At 65.5% G+C, this 16,684-nt stretch carries 15 protein-coding genes; 8 read left to right on the top strand and 7 right to left on the bottom strand.

Annotated features, from left to right (window positions below; translation table 11 throughout):
- Positions 1-4: 4 nt before the first annotated feature.
- Positions 5-1,522, bottom strand: a complete 1,518-nt coding sequence (locus tag LK459_RS13610) for a bifunctional aminoglycoside phosphotransferase/ATP-binding protein (RefSeq protein ID WP_227918877.1) — start codon at positions 1,520-1,522, stop codon at positions 5-7.
- Positions 1,519-2,337, bottom strand: a complete 819-nt coding sequence (locus LK459_RS13615; protein WP_227918879.1) for a helix-turn-helix domain-containing protein — start codon at positions 2,335-2,337, stop codon at positions 1,519-1,521. Before LK459_RS13615 ends, LK459_RS13610 begins: the two co-directional genes overlap by 4 nt.
- Before the next feature lie 66 nt (positions 2,338-2,403).
- Between LK459_RS13615 and LK459_RS13620 the strand changes: the two genes are divergently transcribed.
- Complete coding sequence (locus LK459_RS13620; protein WP_227918880.1) at positions 2,404-2,946, top strand: VOC family protein; 543 nt, start codon at positions 2,404-2,406, stop codon at positions 2,944-2,946.
- A 32-nt stretch (positions 2,947-2,978) separates the two neighbouring features.
- On the opposite strand, the gene LK459_RS13625 is transcribed toward LK459_RS13620, so the two are convergent.
- Positions 2,979-4,610 carry a FadD3 family acyl-CoA ligase gene (locus tag LK459_RS13625; RefSeq protein WP_227918882.1) on the bottom strand — a complete coding sequence of 544 codons (1,632 nt, stop codon included), beginning with the start codon at positions 4,608-4,610 and terminating at the stop codon, positions 2,979-2,981.
- 42 nt (positions 4,611-4,652) lie between these two features.
- On the opposite strand from LK459_RS13625, the gene LK459_RS13630 reads away from it, so the two are divergent.
- The 5 genes from LK459_RS13630 (at position 4,653) to LK459_RS13650 (ending at position 10,655) form a co-directional block, all read left to right on the top strand.
- Positions 4,653-5,945: an acyl-CoA dehydrogenase family protein gene (locus LK459_RS13630; RefSeq protein ID WP_227918884.1), complete on the top strand. Its 1,293-nt coding sequence runs from the start codon at positions 4,653-4,655 to the stop codon at positions 5,943-5,945.
- A 103-nt stretch (positions 5,946-6,048) separates the two neighbouring features.
- Positions 6,049-6,879 carry an SDR family oxidoreductase gene (locus tag LK459_RS13635; RefSeq protein WP_227918886.1) on the top strand — a complete coding sequence of 277 codons (831 nt, stop codon included), beginning with the start codon at positions 6,049-6,051 and terminating at the stop codon, positions 6,877-6,879.
- Positions 6,880-6,913: 34 nt separating this feature from the next.
- Positions 6,914-8,071 (top strand): acetyl-CoA C-acetyltransferase, encoded by a 1,158-nt coding sequence (locus tag LK459_RS13640; protein ID WP_227918887.1) that lies wholly within the window; start codon positions 6,914-6,916, stop codon positions 8,069-8,071.
- 132 nt (positions 8,072-8,203) lie between these two features.
- On the top strand, positions 8,204-9,724 hold the full coding sequence (locus LK459_RS13645; RefSeq protein ID WP_227918889.1) for an aldehyde dehydrogenase family protein: 1,521 nt from the start codon (positions 8,204-8,206) through the stop codon (positions 9,722-9,724).
- Between the two features lie 130 nt (positions 9,725-9,854).
- On the top strand, positions 9,855-10,655 hold the full coding sequence (locus LK459_RS13650; RefSeq protein WP_227918891.1) for a polysaccharide deacetylase family protein: 801 nt from the start codon (positions 9,855-9,857) through the stop codon (positions 10,653-10,655).
- Here the strand turns inward: LK459_RS13650 and LK459_RS13655 are convergent.
- From LK459_RS13655 to LK459_RS13670, 4 genes are read right to left on the bottom strand one after another with little or no spacing between them, the layout of a single operon-like run.
- On the bottom strand, positions 10,648-11,280 hold the full coding sequence (locus LK459_RS13655; protein ID WP_227918893.1) for a response regulator: 633 nt from the start codon (positions 11,278-11,280) through the stop codon (positions 10,648-10,650). The genes LK459_RS13650 and LK459_RS13655 overlap by 8 nt on opposite strands.
- The gene (locus LK459_RS13660; protein ID WP_051997833.1) at positions 11,277-12,584 is read right to left on the bottom strand and encodes a sensor histidine kinase; all 1,308 of its coding nucleotides are present in this window, start codon (positions 12,582-12,584) and stop codon (positions 11,277-11,279) included. Before LK459_RS13660 ends, LK459_RS13655 begins: the two co-directional genes overlap by 4 nt.
- Positions 12,575-13,312, bottom strand: a complete 738-nt coding sequence (locus LK459_RS13665) for an ABC transporter permease (RefSeq protein WP_227918895.1) — start codon at positions 13,310-13,312, stop codon at positions 12,575-12,577. The genes LK459_RS13660 and LK459_RS13665 overlap by 10 nt, the downstream gene beginning before the upstream one ends.
- Positions 13,309-14,241: an ABC transporter ATP-binding protein gene (locus LK459_RS13670; protein ID WP_227918896.1), complete on the bottom strand. Its 933-nt coding sequence runs from the start codon at positions 14,239-14,241 to the stop codon at positions 13,309-13,311. Before LK459_RS13670 ends, LK459_RS13665 begins: the two co-directional genes overlap by 4 nt.
- A 169-nt stretch (positions 14,242-14,410) precedes the next feature.
- On the opposite strand from LK459_RS13670, the gene LK459_RS13675 reads away from it, so the two are divergent.
- Positions 14,411-14,944, top strand: a complete 534-nt coding sequence (locus LK459_RS13675) for a TetR/AcrR family transcriptional regulator (protein WP_265416876.1) — start codon at positions 14,411-14,413, stop codon at positions 14,942-14,944.
- A 97-nt stretch (positions 14,945-15,041) separates the two neighbouring features.
- On the top strand, positions 15,042-16,640 hold the full coding sequence (locus LK459_RS13680) for an acyl-CoA synthetase (protein ID WP_227918900.1): 1,599 nt from the start codon (positions 15,042-15,044) through the stop codon (positions 16,638-16,640).
- The last annotated feature ends 44 nt before the right edge of the window (positions 16,641-16,684 follow it).

The raw sequence follows: 16,684 nt of genomic DNA on the forward strand, positions 1-16,684 counted from the left end.
GCACTCAGGACGTCTCGTCGTCGAATCCACACGCGGCGACCACGGTCGCGATGTCGCCGGAGGACTCGACCCGCCGCCATTCACCACTGGGCGGTTCCAGAGTCGCGGTCTGCCTGCGGGCGACGTCGGCGTCGGCGTCGGAGGCATCCGCCTCGCGGTGCTCGATTCGTGAGATGCGTTCCGCCTCGGACAGTTCCAGCCAGATACCGGTGAAGTCGACGCCCGCGTGGCGGGCGACGTCGGCTATCGAGGCGGACTGGTTCGTCCGACCGAACACGGCGTCGGCGATCACGCTCATCCCCGCGGTGAGGTCCTCCTCGGCAACACGAAACATCCCGGTGTAGACCGCAGCCCGGGCTGAGTCCGTGTACGCCGAACGTGGGAGTTCGTCCTCGATGCTCACGCCTGCGAGCCTCTTGCGGAGCACGTCGGTCCGCAGGATGCGCGCGCCGGGTGCGGGATCGACGCTGCCGCCGATCGCTCGCGCGATGGTCGACTTCCCGGTCCCCGACCCGCCGCCGATCGCGATGAGTCTGGGCGTGTGGGACTCTGTGAATCCCCGTGCGAGAGAGAAGTACTCGTGCGCCTGCGCGACGTCTCCTTCGGCGGCCGCGACATGTGCACGAACCGTCGCACGCACCGCGAGCATCACCGGCAAGAGGCAGAACGCGCGCTCGTCATCGGTCCGACCGTCGACGTCCGCGTGGTCGAAGTATGTGTTGACGACGACGTTGGCCTCGTGGCGCAGCCCACGCGCCCAGAGATCCATCGCGAGAAACGCAAGGTCGTACAAAACATCGGTGGTGGCCATCTCGGCGTCGAATTCCAGGCAGTCGAACGGAGTCGGCTCGCCGTCGATGATCGCGACGTTCGCGAGATGCAGGTCGCCATGGCAGCGGCGTACTCGACCGGCACGCGCCCGTTCGTCGAGCAGTTCGCGATGCTCGGTGACCAATGCCGTGATGCGGTCGGTGAGTTCGGTTGCCGCAGCGGGGTCGATGATCTGCGGGAACACCGACATACTCGCGAGATTCCCGTCGACGACGTCCTGTAGTCGTTGTGCCCCAAGCGGATCCTCACTGGTTTCCGACGTGCGATGGAGCGCGACGATCCGCACCGCGAGCCGCTGCAGCAACTCGTCGCTGAGACCCCCTGAATGCGCGTGCGTGATGAGCAGCGCATCGTCGTCGAATCGTTTCATCTCGAGCACGTGGTCAACGACCTCGCCGGAACCGTCAAGCGAGAGCGCACCGTTCGCGCTGCGGCGGATGGTGTGCACTGCCACGTAGAGATCAGGTGCGAAGCGGCGGTTGAGCCGGAGCTCGTCGTCGAGCGCATCTCGACGACGTTGTGGGGTGCTGAAGTCGAAGTAGCGCAACCGAACCGGCCGTTTGAACTTCCATGCGCGGTCGCCGTTGAGAATGATCACCGCACCATGCGTGACGATTCTCCGCGTGGGAGTGGCCGGATCGATGACGCCGACCCCGGCGAGCAGTTCCTCGGTTGGCTCCGTGTCGGTCACGAGTCCACAGCCTTCTCGACGCTGCGTCGGTACTCGCCGGGAGGCAGTCCGAGCGTGTGACGAAAGTCGGCCGAGAAGTGCGCCTGGTCGGTGTATGCGAGATCGGCGGCGACCTCGGCAAGGGTGATCTCGGGATCAGCGCGCAGACGCTCAGCGGCCTCCTGCAATCGGTATCGCCGGATCACCGCGAGCGGCGAGAGCCCGATGTGCCGATCGGCCACACGTTGGACGCTGCGCACGGACATCGACAATCGCCGGGCGAGATCGTCGACGCGAATGATGCTGCGGTCGGCCGCTATCAGGTCCACCATCTCATTGGCGAGTAGCGCCGAATCCGGCGCTCTCGTCGTCCGCTCGCGCAGCCACGACGAGAAGCGAGACGCGGCTTCGGCGATGTCTGGCGACTCGACACTCATTGCGGCAGAGATGGAGTCGAACAGTTCGGTGGCGTGGTACTGGCGGGCGTCGTCGCGCAGTTCCCGCGGGGATATGTCGAGCGCCGCAGCGCCTGCCGGCCGCAGCAGCGCACCTACTGCCCACCCCATTCCCGTCAGATCCCGATGCGAGCATCGCGTCGTCGGACCGACGATCGTGACACCTTCGGGTTCGACGACGAGGTTGCATGCGGGAAACGGCAGGACATTCTGCCTCGAGGTCCTGCCCGGCGCGAGATTCCACTGCGGTATCCAGAACCACGCGACGATCGGTGCGAGGTCGTCGGCCGCGGCGAGGCGGTCGAAGGTGGGGAGGCGGGCGGGGTAGAGCACCCCGCGCGTGTCGGGGCCGCCGGTGTGGTGCGCTCCGCGGGCGGGCATGGACTCCACGATAGTCGTCGCAAATCTACAAGCCTTGTGGCGCGCGCCATCCCTACCGTGACGAGCATGACATCACACGAGAACGCCACCGGACAAGAGAACGCCACCGGCTCCACTCTGCACGGCGTCACCGGCGCGCACACCACCGACGGCATTCCACACGGGCTCACGAGTCTGACCCCGTTCCTCGTCGTACCGCGCGCTCAGCAGGCAATCGACTTCTACGCCAGCGTGTTCGGCGCACGTGTCGTCGACGTGACCGAATTCGACGGTGTGGTCGCACATGCCGACCTCGACTTCGGTACGGGCCACCTGCAACTCGGTGAACCCAACGAAGCGTACGGGCTGATACCGGCACCTGACGGCCCCGCGGCCTGCTACTCGTTGGGGTTCTACTGTGCCGACGCCGACGACGTGGTCGCCAGGGCCGAGGCGGCCGGCGCGACGATCCGTGAACCGCTCACGACGTTCGTCTCGGGCGACAGGTTCGCGTCGGTGCTCGACCCGTTCGGCGTGCGCTGGTCGGTGATGACCCGCGTCGAGGATCTCTCCGAGGAGGAAAGCGCCCGCCGCGTCGCGGAATGGGCTGCCGCGCAGGCGACGCCATGATCCGGGGACACGTCTAGGTCCCCGACGGCGTGTCAGTGCAGTTCGCGTTTGAGGATCTTGCCAGACGCGTTGCGTGGGAATCCGTCGACGAACACCACCGAGCGCGGCACTTTGAAGTTGGCCAAATGTGTGCGGGCGTAGGTGAGTACGTCGTCCTCGGTGAGCGTGGCGCCCTCGCGAAGGGCTACGAATGCACGGCCGACCTCTCCGAGTCTGTCGTCGTGCACCCCGATGACAGCGGTTTCGGTCACCCCGTCGAGGCGGGCGAGCGCCTGCTCGACCTCGGCGGGGTAGACGTTGAAGCCGCCGCAGATGTACATGTCCTTGAGTCGGTCGGTGATCCGGAGATTCCCGCGTTCGTCGATGACCCCGACGTCACCGGTGTGCAACCAGCCGTCGGCGTCTATGGTCGCGGTGGTTGCTGCTGGATCGTCGAGGTATCCACGCATGACCATCGCTCCGCGGGCGAGAACCTCGCCCTGATCGGACAGTGCGATCTCCATCCCCTCGAACGCACGCCCGCACGTCGTGGCCACCGTGACATCGTCGTCGTCCGGTCGGCAGGTGGAGATGAACCCACTCGACTCGGTCTGTCCGTATGCGGTGATCACCGTGTCGACACCGAGGTCGCGTTGAATGCGTTCGACAAGGACCACGGGCACGATAGCTGCACCGGTGACCACCAGCCGGAGCGACGACAGGTCGTGATCGGGACGTGACGGATCGTCGAGGATGGTCTGGAAGATCGTCGGCGCTCCGGGGAACACGGTCGCACGCTGTGATTCGACGAGCCGCATGGCGTCGGCGGGGGAGTAGACCGCGAGTGGAATCATCGTCGCGCCGAACAGGATCGACGGAAGGATGCCCGCCTTGTATCCGAAGGTGTGGAAGTACGGGTTGACCATCAGGTAGCGATCGGTTGGGCTCAGGCGTCCGTTGGCCCCCCATGCGCGCGAGCCCGCGATGGTCTGCTGATGCTCTGCCAGAACACCTTTCGACTTCCCGGTGGTTCCCGAGGTGAACAGGATGTCGGAGATGTCGTCTGGTGCGACAGCTGCTGCTCGACGATCCGCCTCCGCACGTGTCTGCGCATTCCCACGCGCCAGGAAGGACGACCAGTCGACGGCTCCTTCGGGCGCATTGGTCGACTCCCCGAGCGGCACGCGGACGACGAGTTCGGGCAGCGATCGACGATGCTCGGCGAGCAGGTCGTCGGCATGATCGACTCCGAGGAAATCTCCGGACACGACGACCGCCGCGACCTGCGACCGCTCGATCACGTCGACGGCCTCGGTGGTCGTGTACCGGGTGTTGAGGGGTACCAGCACCCCGCCTGCGTACTGGATGCCGAGCGCTGCGATGGGCCAGTGGTAGCTGTTGGGCGACCAGATGGCCCCCCGGTCACCCGGACTGAATCCCGAGGCGACGAGCGCTGCGGCGAAATCGCGTACCCGCTCCAGCAGGTCCGCATAGGTCAGCTCGACCGTCTGGCCCCACTGGGTGTCGACGACGGCCTGCTGAGACGGCCACGTACGTGCCGCGTGTGCCAGCGCCGCCGGTGTCGACTGGGCGCTCTCTGCTGCCGAGCGTGCGCTCTCTGCCGCCGAGTGTGCGCCTTCTGCCGCTGACTGAGCGTCGCCGCCGTTGGTCACCGTCGCCTCCATGTCCCAAACCTAGCAAATGCTTGGTAGGTTATGCTAGCGACCATGACGTCGATCAACCTCGCCGATCGGACCGTTGACCTGGGTGAATGGGCTCGACGCACCCCGGACTCCACATCGGAGTTCACCCAGATTGTCCGCGAGTGGCTCGCGGACAATCTCGTCGGCGAGTTCGCCCTCCTCAAGGGCAGGGGCGGTCCGGGGAGTGAGCACGAGTTCTTCGCCGAGCGTCTGGCATGGGACCGGCACCTCGCGGCGTCGGGGTGGACATGCCTCGGGTGGCCCACGAGGTACGGGGGCCGGGGCGCGACACTCGAGCAACGAATCATCTTTCATCAGGAGTATGCGCGTGCGAATGCGCCTGCGCGGGTGAATCACCTCGGAGAGGAACTTCTCGGCCCGACGCTGATCGAGTTCGGCACCGAGGAACAGAAGCAGCGCTTCCTCCCCGGCATCGTCGACGTCACCGAGCTCTGGGCGCAGGGATACTCCGAGCCGGGCGCGGGGTCTGATCTGGCAGCGGTGTCCACCACCGCACGGTTGGCCGACGATGGTCGCTGGCACGTGAACGGGCAGAAGATATGGACCTCGCTCGCCCACGTCGCACAGTGGGTGTTCGTCGTAGCGCGCAGCGAGCCGGGCTCGTCGCGGCACAAGGGTCTGAGCTTCCTCCTCGTGCCGCTCGATCAGTCGGGCGTCACGGTTCGTCCCATCCAACAGTTGACCGGCACGTCGGAGTTCAACGAGGTCTTCTTCGACGACGCGACCACCGAGGCCGACCTGATCGTCGGTGCGCCGGGCGAGGGTTGGGCCGTCGCCATGGGACTGCTGCAGTTCGAACGCGGCGTCTCGACACTCGGTCAGCAGGTGGGATTTGCCCGCGAACTCGACTCAGTGACCGAGATGGCAAGGGCCAACGGCACGCTCGACGATCCCGAGATCGCCACACGCCTCGTCCGAGCCCGGATCCGGCTACGTGCGATGAGGGCCAACGCTCAGCGGACCCTCGACGGGGACGCGGCGTCGTCCGGCGGCACGTGGGGTGCGGCCGCCGCTGCCGGCGCTGCGTCGGTCGCAAAACTGTTGTGGGCCAATTGGCATCGCGACCTCGGGGAGCTGGCAATGGCCGTGGCGGGCCCCGCGTCGTTGATCGGGCCAACAGAAACGGTCGAGGGACGCCGTAACGAGATCGCCGACCCGGAGCATGTCGAACTCGACGAGTGGCAGCGGTTGTTCCTGTTTACCCGCGCCGACACCATCTACGGCGGCTCGAACGAAGTGCAGCGCAACATCATCGCCGAGCGTGTTCTCGGCCTTCCCCGCGAGGCACGAGCATGAGATCGGCACAGCGAGGCACGAGCATGAGATCGGCACAGCGAGGCACGAGCATGAGATGGGCACAGCGAGGCACGAGCGTGCCGACAGAGGAGGTTCACGCGCAATGACGCAGACGACATCGGGATCGCTCGATCGGACACGATCCCCGTTGGGTACGCCTCCCGAGGAAACACCCGGCCACGGATTGCTCTTGGGACGCAAGGTGGTCGTGACGGCCGCGGCGGGTACCGGTATCGGATTCGCGACGGCGCGCCGAGCGCTGCTCGAGGGTGCCGACGTCGTGCTGAGTGACTGGCATGAGCGTCGACTCGGCGAGGCGGCGGACGAACTCCGCAGAGAGTTCGACGGTCAGACCGTCGAGCAGGTGGTGTGCAACGTGCAGTCCACCGCCGACGTCGACGCGCTGATCTCGGGTGCCGCAGACAGACTCGGACGTATCGACGTGTTGGTCAACAATGCGGGGCTCGGTGGCGAGACACCGGTCGCCGACATGACCGACGAGGAGTGGGACCGCGTCATCGACATCACGCTCACCGGCACCTTTCGCGCCACCCGCGCGGCGTTGCGCTACTTCCGCGCTGTCGAACATGGCGGGGTGATCGTCAACAACGCGTCGGTCCTCGGCTGGCGAGCCCAACGCGGACAGGCGCATTACGCAGCGGCCAAGGCGGGAGTGATGGCGCTGACGCGGTGCTCGGCCGTCGAAGCAGCCGACGCCGGTGTGCGCATCAACGCCGTTGCACCGTCGATCGCGAAGCATCCGTTCCTCGCGAAGGTGACCAGCGACGAACTTCTCGACGAACTCGCGCAGCGCGAGGCGTACGGCCGAGCGGCCGAAGTGTGGGAGATAGCAGCCACGATCGCGATGCTCGCCAGCGACTACACCACGTATCTCACCGGCGAGGTGGTGTCCATCTCCAGTCAGCGCGCCTGAGCGGCGTCAACCTTCCATCACCACAGGAGTTTTCATGAGCACACCGCAGGCATACATCGTGGATGCGATCCGTACACCGGTCGGCAAACGCAACGGGTCGCTGGCGAAAACGCACCCGGCTGACATGGGGGCGCACGTCATCCGCGCGTTGGTCGAGCGCACGGGAATCGACCCGGCAGTTGTCGACGACGTCGTCTTCGGGTGCGTCGACGCCATCGGTCCGCAGGCCGGCAACATCGGACGCACCGCGTGGCTCGCGGCCGGGATGCCTCTCGAGGTGCCCGGGACGACCGTCGACCGGCAGTGCGGCTCGAGTCAGCAGGCAATCCACTTCGCGGCGCAGGGCGTGATGAGTGGGACCCAGGACGTCGTGGTGGTCGGTGGTGTGCAGAACATGAGCGCCATCCCCATCTCGCAGGCGATGATTGCCGGTCAGGAGTTCGGATTCAGCACGCCGACAGCGGAATCCGTGGGCTGGCGCGAACGATTCGGTGATGCCGAGGTCTCCCAGTTCGTCGGGGCGGACCAGATGGCACGCACGTGGGACATCAGCCGCGAGGACATGGAGGCCTGGGCGCTGCAGTCTCATCAGCGGGCGAAGGCCGCCATCGCCGCAGGGCGGTTCGACGACGAGACTGTCGCCCTGGGCGATTGTGTGGTCGACGAATGCCCGCGCGAGACGTCACTGGAGAAGATGGCCGGACTGGCTCCCCTCGCCGAGGGGTCGCGACTGACGGCAGCGGTCGCGTCGCAGATCTCCGACGGGGCGTCGGCCGCTCTGGTGGTCAGCGAGAAGGCACTTGCCGAGTACGGACTGACACCGCGCGCCCGCATCCATCACCTCTCGGTCCGCGGTGACGACCCGGTGATGATGCTGTCGGCTCCCATTCCCGCGACCAAGTACGCCCTTGCCAAGGCCGGCCTGAGCATCGACGACATCGACGTCGTCGAGATCAACGAGGCATTTGCCTCGGTGGTCCTTGCCTGGTTGAAGGAGACCGGTGCCGACCCTGCGAGGGTCAACCCGAACGGTGGTGCGATCGCGCTCGGACATCCACTCGGCGCCACAGGTGCGAAGCTCTTCGCGACTCTGCTGAGCGAGTTGGAGCGGACCGGCGGCCGCTACGGTCTCCAGACCATGTGTGAGGGCGGCGGCACCGCGAACGTCACGATCATCGAGCGCTTGGGCTGACAGAACTGACAGACGAGGCCCGGACCCCACTCTCGCCAAGATGTGACCGGCGACATAGCATGGTGATACGCATGTCGGGTGTCGTCTCACGCGACGGTGCCCCGACCATCAGTGAACCGGCAAGGAGCCATCATGACCAAGCCTGCGGATGCGACGACCGGAGCCGGAAGGCGCATCGAGAAAGGGGTCTCGTCGGAAGCCCATTCGATGACCGAACTCCTCGAGATCCAGCAGGCCGCATTCCTGCGTGACGGCATCCCCGACGCCAATACGCGCATCGATCGCATCACCCGACTCGGTTCGCTGCTGCTCGACAACTCTGAAGAGATCTGCGCCGCCCTGACAGCCGACTTCGGTACTCGTCCAGCCGAACTGAGCATCACGGCCGATGTCGCGGGATGCCTGATCGACATCACACATCAGCGGCGTGGCGTCAAGGAGTGGATGAAGGAGACGCCGTCGGCGCGAGTGCAGGGACTGATCGGATTCAAGCAGCGCGTGCGCCACGATCCGCTGGGCGTCGTCGGCATCATGGGGCCGTGGAACTTTCCGCTCCAGCTGACGTTTGTGCCTGCCGCGTCGGCCTTTGCGGCGGGTAATCGGGTGCTGATGCGGCCCTCGTCGATCACTGCCCGCACCACCGAGCTGATCGCACGACTCGCGACCGACTACTTCTCGATCGAAGAGCTCGCGGTCATCACACCAGCGCACGGTTCGGGTTCCGACTTCGCGAAACTCACCGTCGACCACATGTTCTTCACCGGTTCGCCCGAGGTCGGTTCGTCGGTGGCGCAGGAAGCGGCCAAGAACCTCGTCCCGGTGACTCTCGAACTCGGCGGCAAGAATCCTGCGGTCGTCGACGTCTCCGCCGACATCGGCAAGGCCGCGAAGATGCTCGCCGACGCCCGTATGGCCAACGGTGGTCAGGTGTGCCTGTGCCCGGACTATGTCTTCGTCCCCGAGGCTGCGCTGGACGAGTTCGTCGACACCGTCATCGGGCACTGGACCGAGAACTTCCCGACGATCTACGACAACCCCGACTACACCTCGACGATCAACCAGAAGAACTACGACCGCATCGTCGGCCTGATCGACGACGCCGTCGAGCTGGGGGCACAGAAGCGGCAGGTCATACCGGGCGGGGAGCAACTTCCGTCCGCGGAGCGGCGCAAGATCCCGCCGACACTGCTGACCGGGGTGAAGGCAGGCATGAAGATCGCCGAGGACGAGGTTTTCGGACCCGTGTTGAGTGTCTACCCGTACCGTGATCTGACGGAAGCGATCACACACATCGCGTCGAACCCGCATCCGCTGACGATGTACTGGTGCGGCGACGACAACGACAACTTCAAGCGTCTCGCCGACAACACCAGGAGCGGCTCGATCAACGGCAACGATTTCGCGCTGCACATGTTCGGTGCGGAGTTGCCGTTCGGTGGTGTCGGCCGCAGCGGCATGGGTGCCTACCACGGCAAGACCGGCTTCGAGACCTTCAGTCATGCACGCGCAGTGGCATTCTCGACGATGCCGGTCACGGTCGCGGAGATGATCTCGCCACCGTTCACCGCGCGCGACAAGCGCATGGCGAAGGGGCAGCTCAAGATGTGGAGCGCGCTCACCAAGCGCGCGCAGAAGAAGGCGCGCAAACGCTGAACCGTCTGCTCGGGTGACATCTGGACGGGTAGACGCTGTCCGAAATGCGGCTAGCGTTTACTCATCCATGAACCATCTGTGCCAGTTCTGTGACTGGTGAGGTCACTGATGCTCCTGTTAAGTTTGGCGCGTGGACCGTCGCCACTTCCTCACAGCGCTGGCGGCAGGCACCGTCGTTGCGATATCCGGTTTGTCTGGTTCGAAAGCATCGGCGTCGCAGAACCTTCCGTTCCCCGACCTCCCTGTGCATCCGACACTCCCGATCCCGCTTCCCGACGTGCTCGCACCCGCTCCGATCGTGCCGCGCAGGTCTCCGCTCCCCGCCAACCCGATTACCGCGCTACCCGGACGCGGCAACTATCTCGCACTGACCGTCGACGACGGTGTGCGCTCGGACGTGGTCGGTGCCTATATCAAATTCGCGAACGACACCGGCGCGCGTTTCACGTTCTTCGTGACCGGTGTCTACAAGAGTTGGACCGACCATCGCAGTTCACTTGCGCCACTGGTGGAATCGGGACAGATCCAGTTGTGTAACCACACCTGGACGCATCCCTCGCTGACGTCGCTGTCGGCGAGCGAGATCGCCGAGCAGCTCAACCGCAACAAGCGCTTCATGAGGAACACCTTCGGAGTAGACGGCACGCCGTTCTACCGCCCGCCGTACGGGCATCGGAACGCGGTCGTCGATCGCGTCGCCGCCGACCAGGGATACACGGCGTCGACGATGTGGTACGGCACCCTCGGCGACGAACGCGTGATTCGAGAGCAGGACCTACTCGCCAACGCGCGCATGTACTTTCGCACACAGGCCGTGGTGATCGGCCACGCCAACCATCCTGCGGTGACCCACGTCTATCCCCAACTCGCCGAGATCATCAGAGACCGCGGGCTCACCATGGTCACACTTGCCGACTACTTCGTCACCTGATCAGACCCCGTTCGAACGCAACCCGCACCGCTGCGGCGCGATCGGTGACGCCGAGTTTCGGGTAGAGCCGCAACAGGTGCGTTTTCACCGTCGCCTCGCTGATCATGAGTTCGGCGGCCACCTGCCGGTTGGTGCCACCACCGGCGATGGCACGCAACACTTCTCGCTCTCGTGCGGTGAGGGTGTCGGCTCGGTTGCGGCCCATCAGGCTGCCGGCGACCTTCGGGTCGAGGACGCTCTGCCCTGCTGCCGCTCGGCGCACCGCCGCGATCAGGTCGTCGCGGGGCGTCGCTTTGAGGAGATACCCGTCGGCGCCCGCATCGACGGCGGCGTGGATGTCGGTATCGGTGTCGTAGGTCGTCAGCACCAGGATGCGCGGCCACTGTGAGTCGGCGGCGCGGAGAGCGCGAATCGCGTCGACACCGTCGGAGCCCGGCATCCGCAGATCCATGAGCACCACATCAGGTGTCGCTGCAGCGATTCTGGCGAGCGCCTCGTCGCCACTCGAGGCCTCGCCGACGACGGCCATGTCGGGTTCGCGCTCGAGCATCCCCCGGATGCCGTCACGGACGACCGGATGATCGTCGACGACGACGATGCTGATGGTTCTCGGCCCCGAATTCATGCGCGTGCTCCCGGCGTTGCGATCGGAATCGATACCGACACCACACAACCCGACCTCGGCTCGGATTCGACGACGACACTCCCGCCGAGTAGTTCGGCGCGCTCGCACATGCCCGTCAGCCCGAACCCGCCGTGCATCGAACGCTGCACCGCACCGACGTCGAAACCGCATCCGTCGTCACGGATGTCGAGCAGCAGCATGTCGTCGAGATAGGTGAGCGTCACCACGACGTGCCGGGCCCCCGAGTGCCTCGCGATGTTCGCGAGGGATTCCTGGAGGATGCGCAGCACCGAGTCGTCACTACCCGCGAGTTCGCGGGCGTCGCCATCCACCCGAAGCACCGCCGAGACCCGAGTGCGTTGCGAGAACGCGGAGAGCTGCTCGCGTACGGCGGTCGGCAGCGACTGTGCGTCGAGTGTCACCGGGCGGAGAGCGTTCACCGCGCGTCTCGCCTCACCGAGACCCTCACGCGCCAGGGCTTTCGCGTTCTCCAACCGGTCGTGCGTCGCGCGCGACAATTCGTTCTCGTCGACGGACTCCAATTGGGTGACCACGGCGACGAAACCCTGTGCGACGGTGTCGTGCAACTCGCGGGCGAGTCGGGAACGTTCGTCGCGGATACCGGCCAGACGCGCCTGTTCGACGAGCTCGGACTGCAGATGTGCGCTGCGCGAACGCTCCGCGAGTAGTTCTTCGGTGAGATGATTGCGGCGGATCACCGACGTCTCGCGCGCCTCGATCACGGCCACGAAGGCGACACCGATCACTACGTTCAGGATCCACGCGAGGATCGACGCCCATAACGGGTCGGCCAGGTTCTGCCAGCCGTAGCGCTGCGTCGCAGTCATGAGCACACAGGACACGCTGATGGACAACAGCATCGGGAAGCCGGTGAACAACGACGCGTAGAGCATGTAGCCGGCCCAGGAGGCGATACCTGCTATCGGTGTCGCGGCGATGGCCGTCGCGATCAGGGCCGTGTTGACGACGACGATCGCAACGCGCCGCCACATGGCACTGATGTCGACGCGAATCCAGAACTCGGTGAAGACGATCAGCGCGAGCATCACCGACGCGCTCACCAGATGCCGCGTGAACGACGCCGGGACGAGCTGTGCCACGACCAGCGAGACGACGTAGAGGGCGCGCAGGGTCCACACCTCGGCGGCTGGTGGCACGATGGTGTCGGGCCAGGTCAGCTCGGGTCGGTTGTCGCGCCAGAGACCCTGCGGTTCGCGCCCTGGGTCACGGCGGAACAGCCCGCGTGTGAGCGCCGTGGTGGTGAACGGGCTGGTCACTCCCACTTGAAGGTCCGGATCGCGATTGCGGTGGTCACTACGCCCCACACCAGTAGTGTGCCGAAGTACCCGACCGGGGGCCACCCCGTCGTCGCGGTGTCGACCAGGGTCTGCGTCCCTGCGCCCGAGGGGGTCAGGTTCGAGATGACGTGCATCCACCCCGGCATCGTCGACCGCGGAATCCACAGTCCGGCGAAGAACATCAACACGAAGAACACCGCGGTGCCGAACCCGGCCGCGACCTTCGCGTTCCGGAACAGCGAGGCGATCACCATCCCCAGACCGAGAAATGCCGAGCCGGTGAGTACGTAACTCACGACGAATCCGACGGGATGTCGCGGCCACTGACCCGAAATGATGCCGGGCACCACGACGATCACGGCGAGACAGACGATCGAGACGGCTGAGATCAGCACGAACTGAGCGACCAGCAGCAGTCCTGGTGACGCAGGAGTGGTGCGTAACCGCTTGAGAATCCCCATTTCTCGGTACCGCGTCAGTACATCGGGCAACGCCTGGACGGCGAGCATCGCGAGCACGAAGAGTACGAGTATCGGTTGGTACACCTGGAACACGCTCAATCCGCCGAAATCGTCGACCGGCTCGCGGGCCGCGGGAATCGAGGCGAGCACGATCGACGCGACGACCGGCAGCAACACCGTCCAGATCACGACACCCGGATTGCGGGCCAACAGCCGCGCCTCGGAACCGATCATCGCTGTTGTGGCGCTCATCGTCGTACTCCTTCTGTGTCGTCGGTGTCGGCATCTGCATGTGTGAGCGCGAGGAACGCGTCGTCGAGGTTCGGTTGGTCGACGCGGAGTTTGCGGCACGCGACACCGCGCTCGTGCAGCGCGATGATGACCGCCGAGGCGACATTGTCGGTGCCCGTGACCAGAACCCGCTCGCCGGACCGCTCGACGCGGCGGACGTCGGGCAGCGTGCCGAGTGCCGCGACGTCGACCGCAGACGTCGGGATGAACGACATCCGCTGGTCGGCCTGGACCGATGTGGCGAGGTCAGCGGGTGTGTCGAGCGCGACGACACGTCCCGCGTCGATCACGGCGACGCGGTCACACAGACGTTCGGCCTCCTCCATGAAATGGCTGACGAGGAGGAGGGTCACGCCGGTGTCCTTGAGGTCTTCGAGCAGGCCCCACACCTCGCGACGGGCAGTCGGGTCGAGCCCGGTCGTCAGCTCGTCCAGGATGGCCACCTTCGGATTGCCGATCAGGGCCAGGGCCACCGAGAGCCGCTGTTTCTGTCCGCCGGACAATCTGGCGAAAGAGGTGCGTTCGTGTCCACTCATGCCCAGGCGATCGAGCAGTTCACGCCAGTCGCGTGGGTGAGAGTAGAAACCGGCATACAGCCGCATGGCCTCCCCGACGGTCTGTTTGTCGGGCAGGCGCGACTCCTGCAGTTGGATGCCGAGCGATTCCCGCAGCCCCCGCTCCTGAGCAGCGGGGTCGAAACCGGCGACGCGCACACGGCCGCCGTCACGCATGCGAAGGCCGCCGACACATTCGACCGTGGTGGTCTTGCCCGCACCGTTGGGGCCGAGGATGCCGAAGATCTCGCCTTCTGCGACCTCGAAGTCGACGCCCCGCACGACCTGTTCGTCGCCGTAGCTCTTTGTCAGTCCCGCAACCTCGATCATTGCCATGCATACAACGATCGCGGTCGGCCGCCGCGAACGAATCCACCGCTCGACTACTTCTTCGTCAGCCGATCGGTGGACTCCGCGAGATCAGCCAAGCGCTTGCTAGGCTGAGCGGGTGGCGACGCGTAACGGGTCAACCAGGCGGGACGAGTTGTTGGCGACGGCCGGCCGCATGTTCGCGGAGCAGGGATTACGGTCGACGACGGTTCGCGACATCGCCGACGCCGCAGGAATACTCTCCGGCAGCCTCTATCACCATTTCGATTCGAAGGAGTCGATGGTCGACGAGATCCTGCGCAGCTTTCTCGATTCGCTGTTCACGCGGTACCAGGAGATCGCCGGGGCGGACATGTCGGCAACCGAGACGTTGCGCGAACTCGTCGTGACGTCATTCGAATCGATAGGCGCACAGCGCAATGCGGTCGCGATCTATCAGGACGAGGCGAAACATCTTGCAGGACAAGAGCGTTTCACCTACATCAACGAGCGCAATGTCGAGTTCCGCGAACTCTGGCATTCGGTGCTGGCCCGCGGGGTCGCCGACGGCGAGTTCCGGTCAGACCTCGACATCGAGTTGGTCTACCGCTTCCTGCGTGACACGGTCTGGGTCGCGGTCCGCTGGTACCGACCCGGCGGATCGCTCTCCGTCGACGACATCGCCAAGCAGTATCTCTCCATCGTGCTCGACGGCATCCTTCCACGCTGAGCCCATCCCTTCCGCGTTGCGTCGCCATCGGGGGCCTTCCACTTACTTGGATGACCTAGTAATTTGAGGTGCAGCCAGTCGTACGAAGGGAAACACCGTGAGTTCAGGATTCAGCGAGTCCACCCAGACGGCAGTTGCGAGTGCGCGCAGCAACACGATCAGCGACATGCTGCACCGGACGGCGGCGCGTGCGCCCGACAAGACCGCGATCATCGACGGCGACGTCCGTCTCACCTACAGCGAATTCGACGCCGCGGTCAATCGCTGCGCCCATGCGTTGACCGCGCTCGGCCTCGGCCGCGGTGACCGACTCGCGCTCATCAGCCACAACTCATGGCAGTTCGCGGTGCTCAACTTCGCGTGCGCACGGATCGGCACGATCCTGGTGCCCATCAACTTCGGGCTCGGTGTCTCCGAGATCGCCTACATCCTCGACCACAGCGGAGCGTCGGGCATCGTCGCAGAGGACAAGCTCGGGGAGACCGTCATCGAGGCGATCTCCGCGGCCGGTACCCCGGTCGAGATCCGCGGGTGGATCGCACTCGCGGGAACGCAGGCACCCGACGGGTGGGAGCACGTCGAGGAATGGATGACCGCGGGCGATGCCACACCACCGGACATCCTCGTCGGCGACGACGAGCCGGTCCGGATGATGTACACATCGGGGACCGAATCGCGGCCCAAAGGTGTTCTGCTGTCGAGTAAGTCGCTCATGACGCAGTACGTATCGTGCATCGTCGACGGCGGAATGGAAGGGGTCGACGTCGAGATCCACGCCCTGCCGATGTATCACTGCGCCCAGTTGGACTGCTTCTTCTCCACCGACGTCTATCTCGGAGCGACGAGCATCATCCTGCCTGCGCCCGACGCGGCCACTATCCTCGCGACCATCGAGTCCGAACGCGTGACCAAGCTGTTCTGTCCGCCGACGGTGTGGATCTCGCTGTTGCGACACCCCGATTTCGACACCCGCGATCTGTCCTCGCTGCGCAAGGGGTACTACGGTGCCGCTGCCATGCCCGTCGAGGTGCTGCGTGAACTCGCGCGCCGCCTGCCCGACGTTCGGCTGTGGAACTTCTACGGTCAGACCGAGATGTCGCCGCTGGCAACGATTCTCCAGCCGCATGAACAGCTCGATCGAGCTGGCTCCGCGGGCCGAGCCTCGCTCAACGTGGAGACGCGGGTCGTCGACGACGACGACAATCCGGTGCCCGTAGGAGAGGTGGGCGAGATCGTGCACCGCAGTCCGCACGCGGCGCTCGGCTATTACGCGGACGACGACAAGACCGCCGAGGCCTTCCGCAACGGGTGGTTCCACTCCGGCGATCTCGGAGTGATCGACAAGGACGGCTACCTGTCGGTCGTCGACCGCAAGAAGGACATGATCAAGACGGGCGGCGAGAACGTTGCGTCCCGCGAGGTCGAGGAGGCGATCTACCTACACGACGCCGTCGCCGAGGTCGCGGTCTTCGGTGTGCCGCACCCGAAGTGGATCGAGGCCGTCACCGCCGTCGTCGTTCCCAAAGACGGAGTCGACGTCACCGAGGCCGACATAGCCGAGCACCTCGCCGCGATCCTCGCGCCCTACAAGCGTCCGAAGTTCGTCGTGTTCGCCGAGGCCTTACCGAAGAATCCGTCGGGCAAGATCTTGAAGAAGAACCTGCGAGTGGAGCACGCCGACATCGCCGCCGACTAATGATCGGCGGCGATGTGCGGGCGTCGGTGTAGGTCCTCGCGAAT

The sequence above is a fragment of the Gordonia otitidis genome (assembly GCF_020735545.1).
Lineage (GTDB): Bacteria > Actinomycetota > Actinomycetes > Mycobacteriales > Mycobacteriaceae > Gordonia > Gordonia otitidis.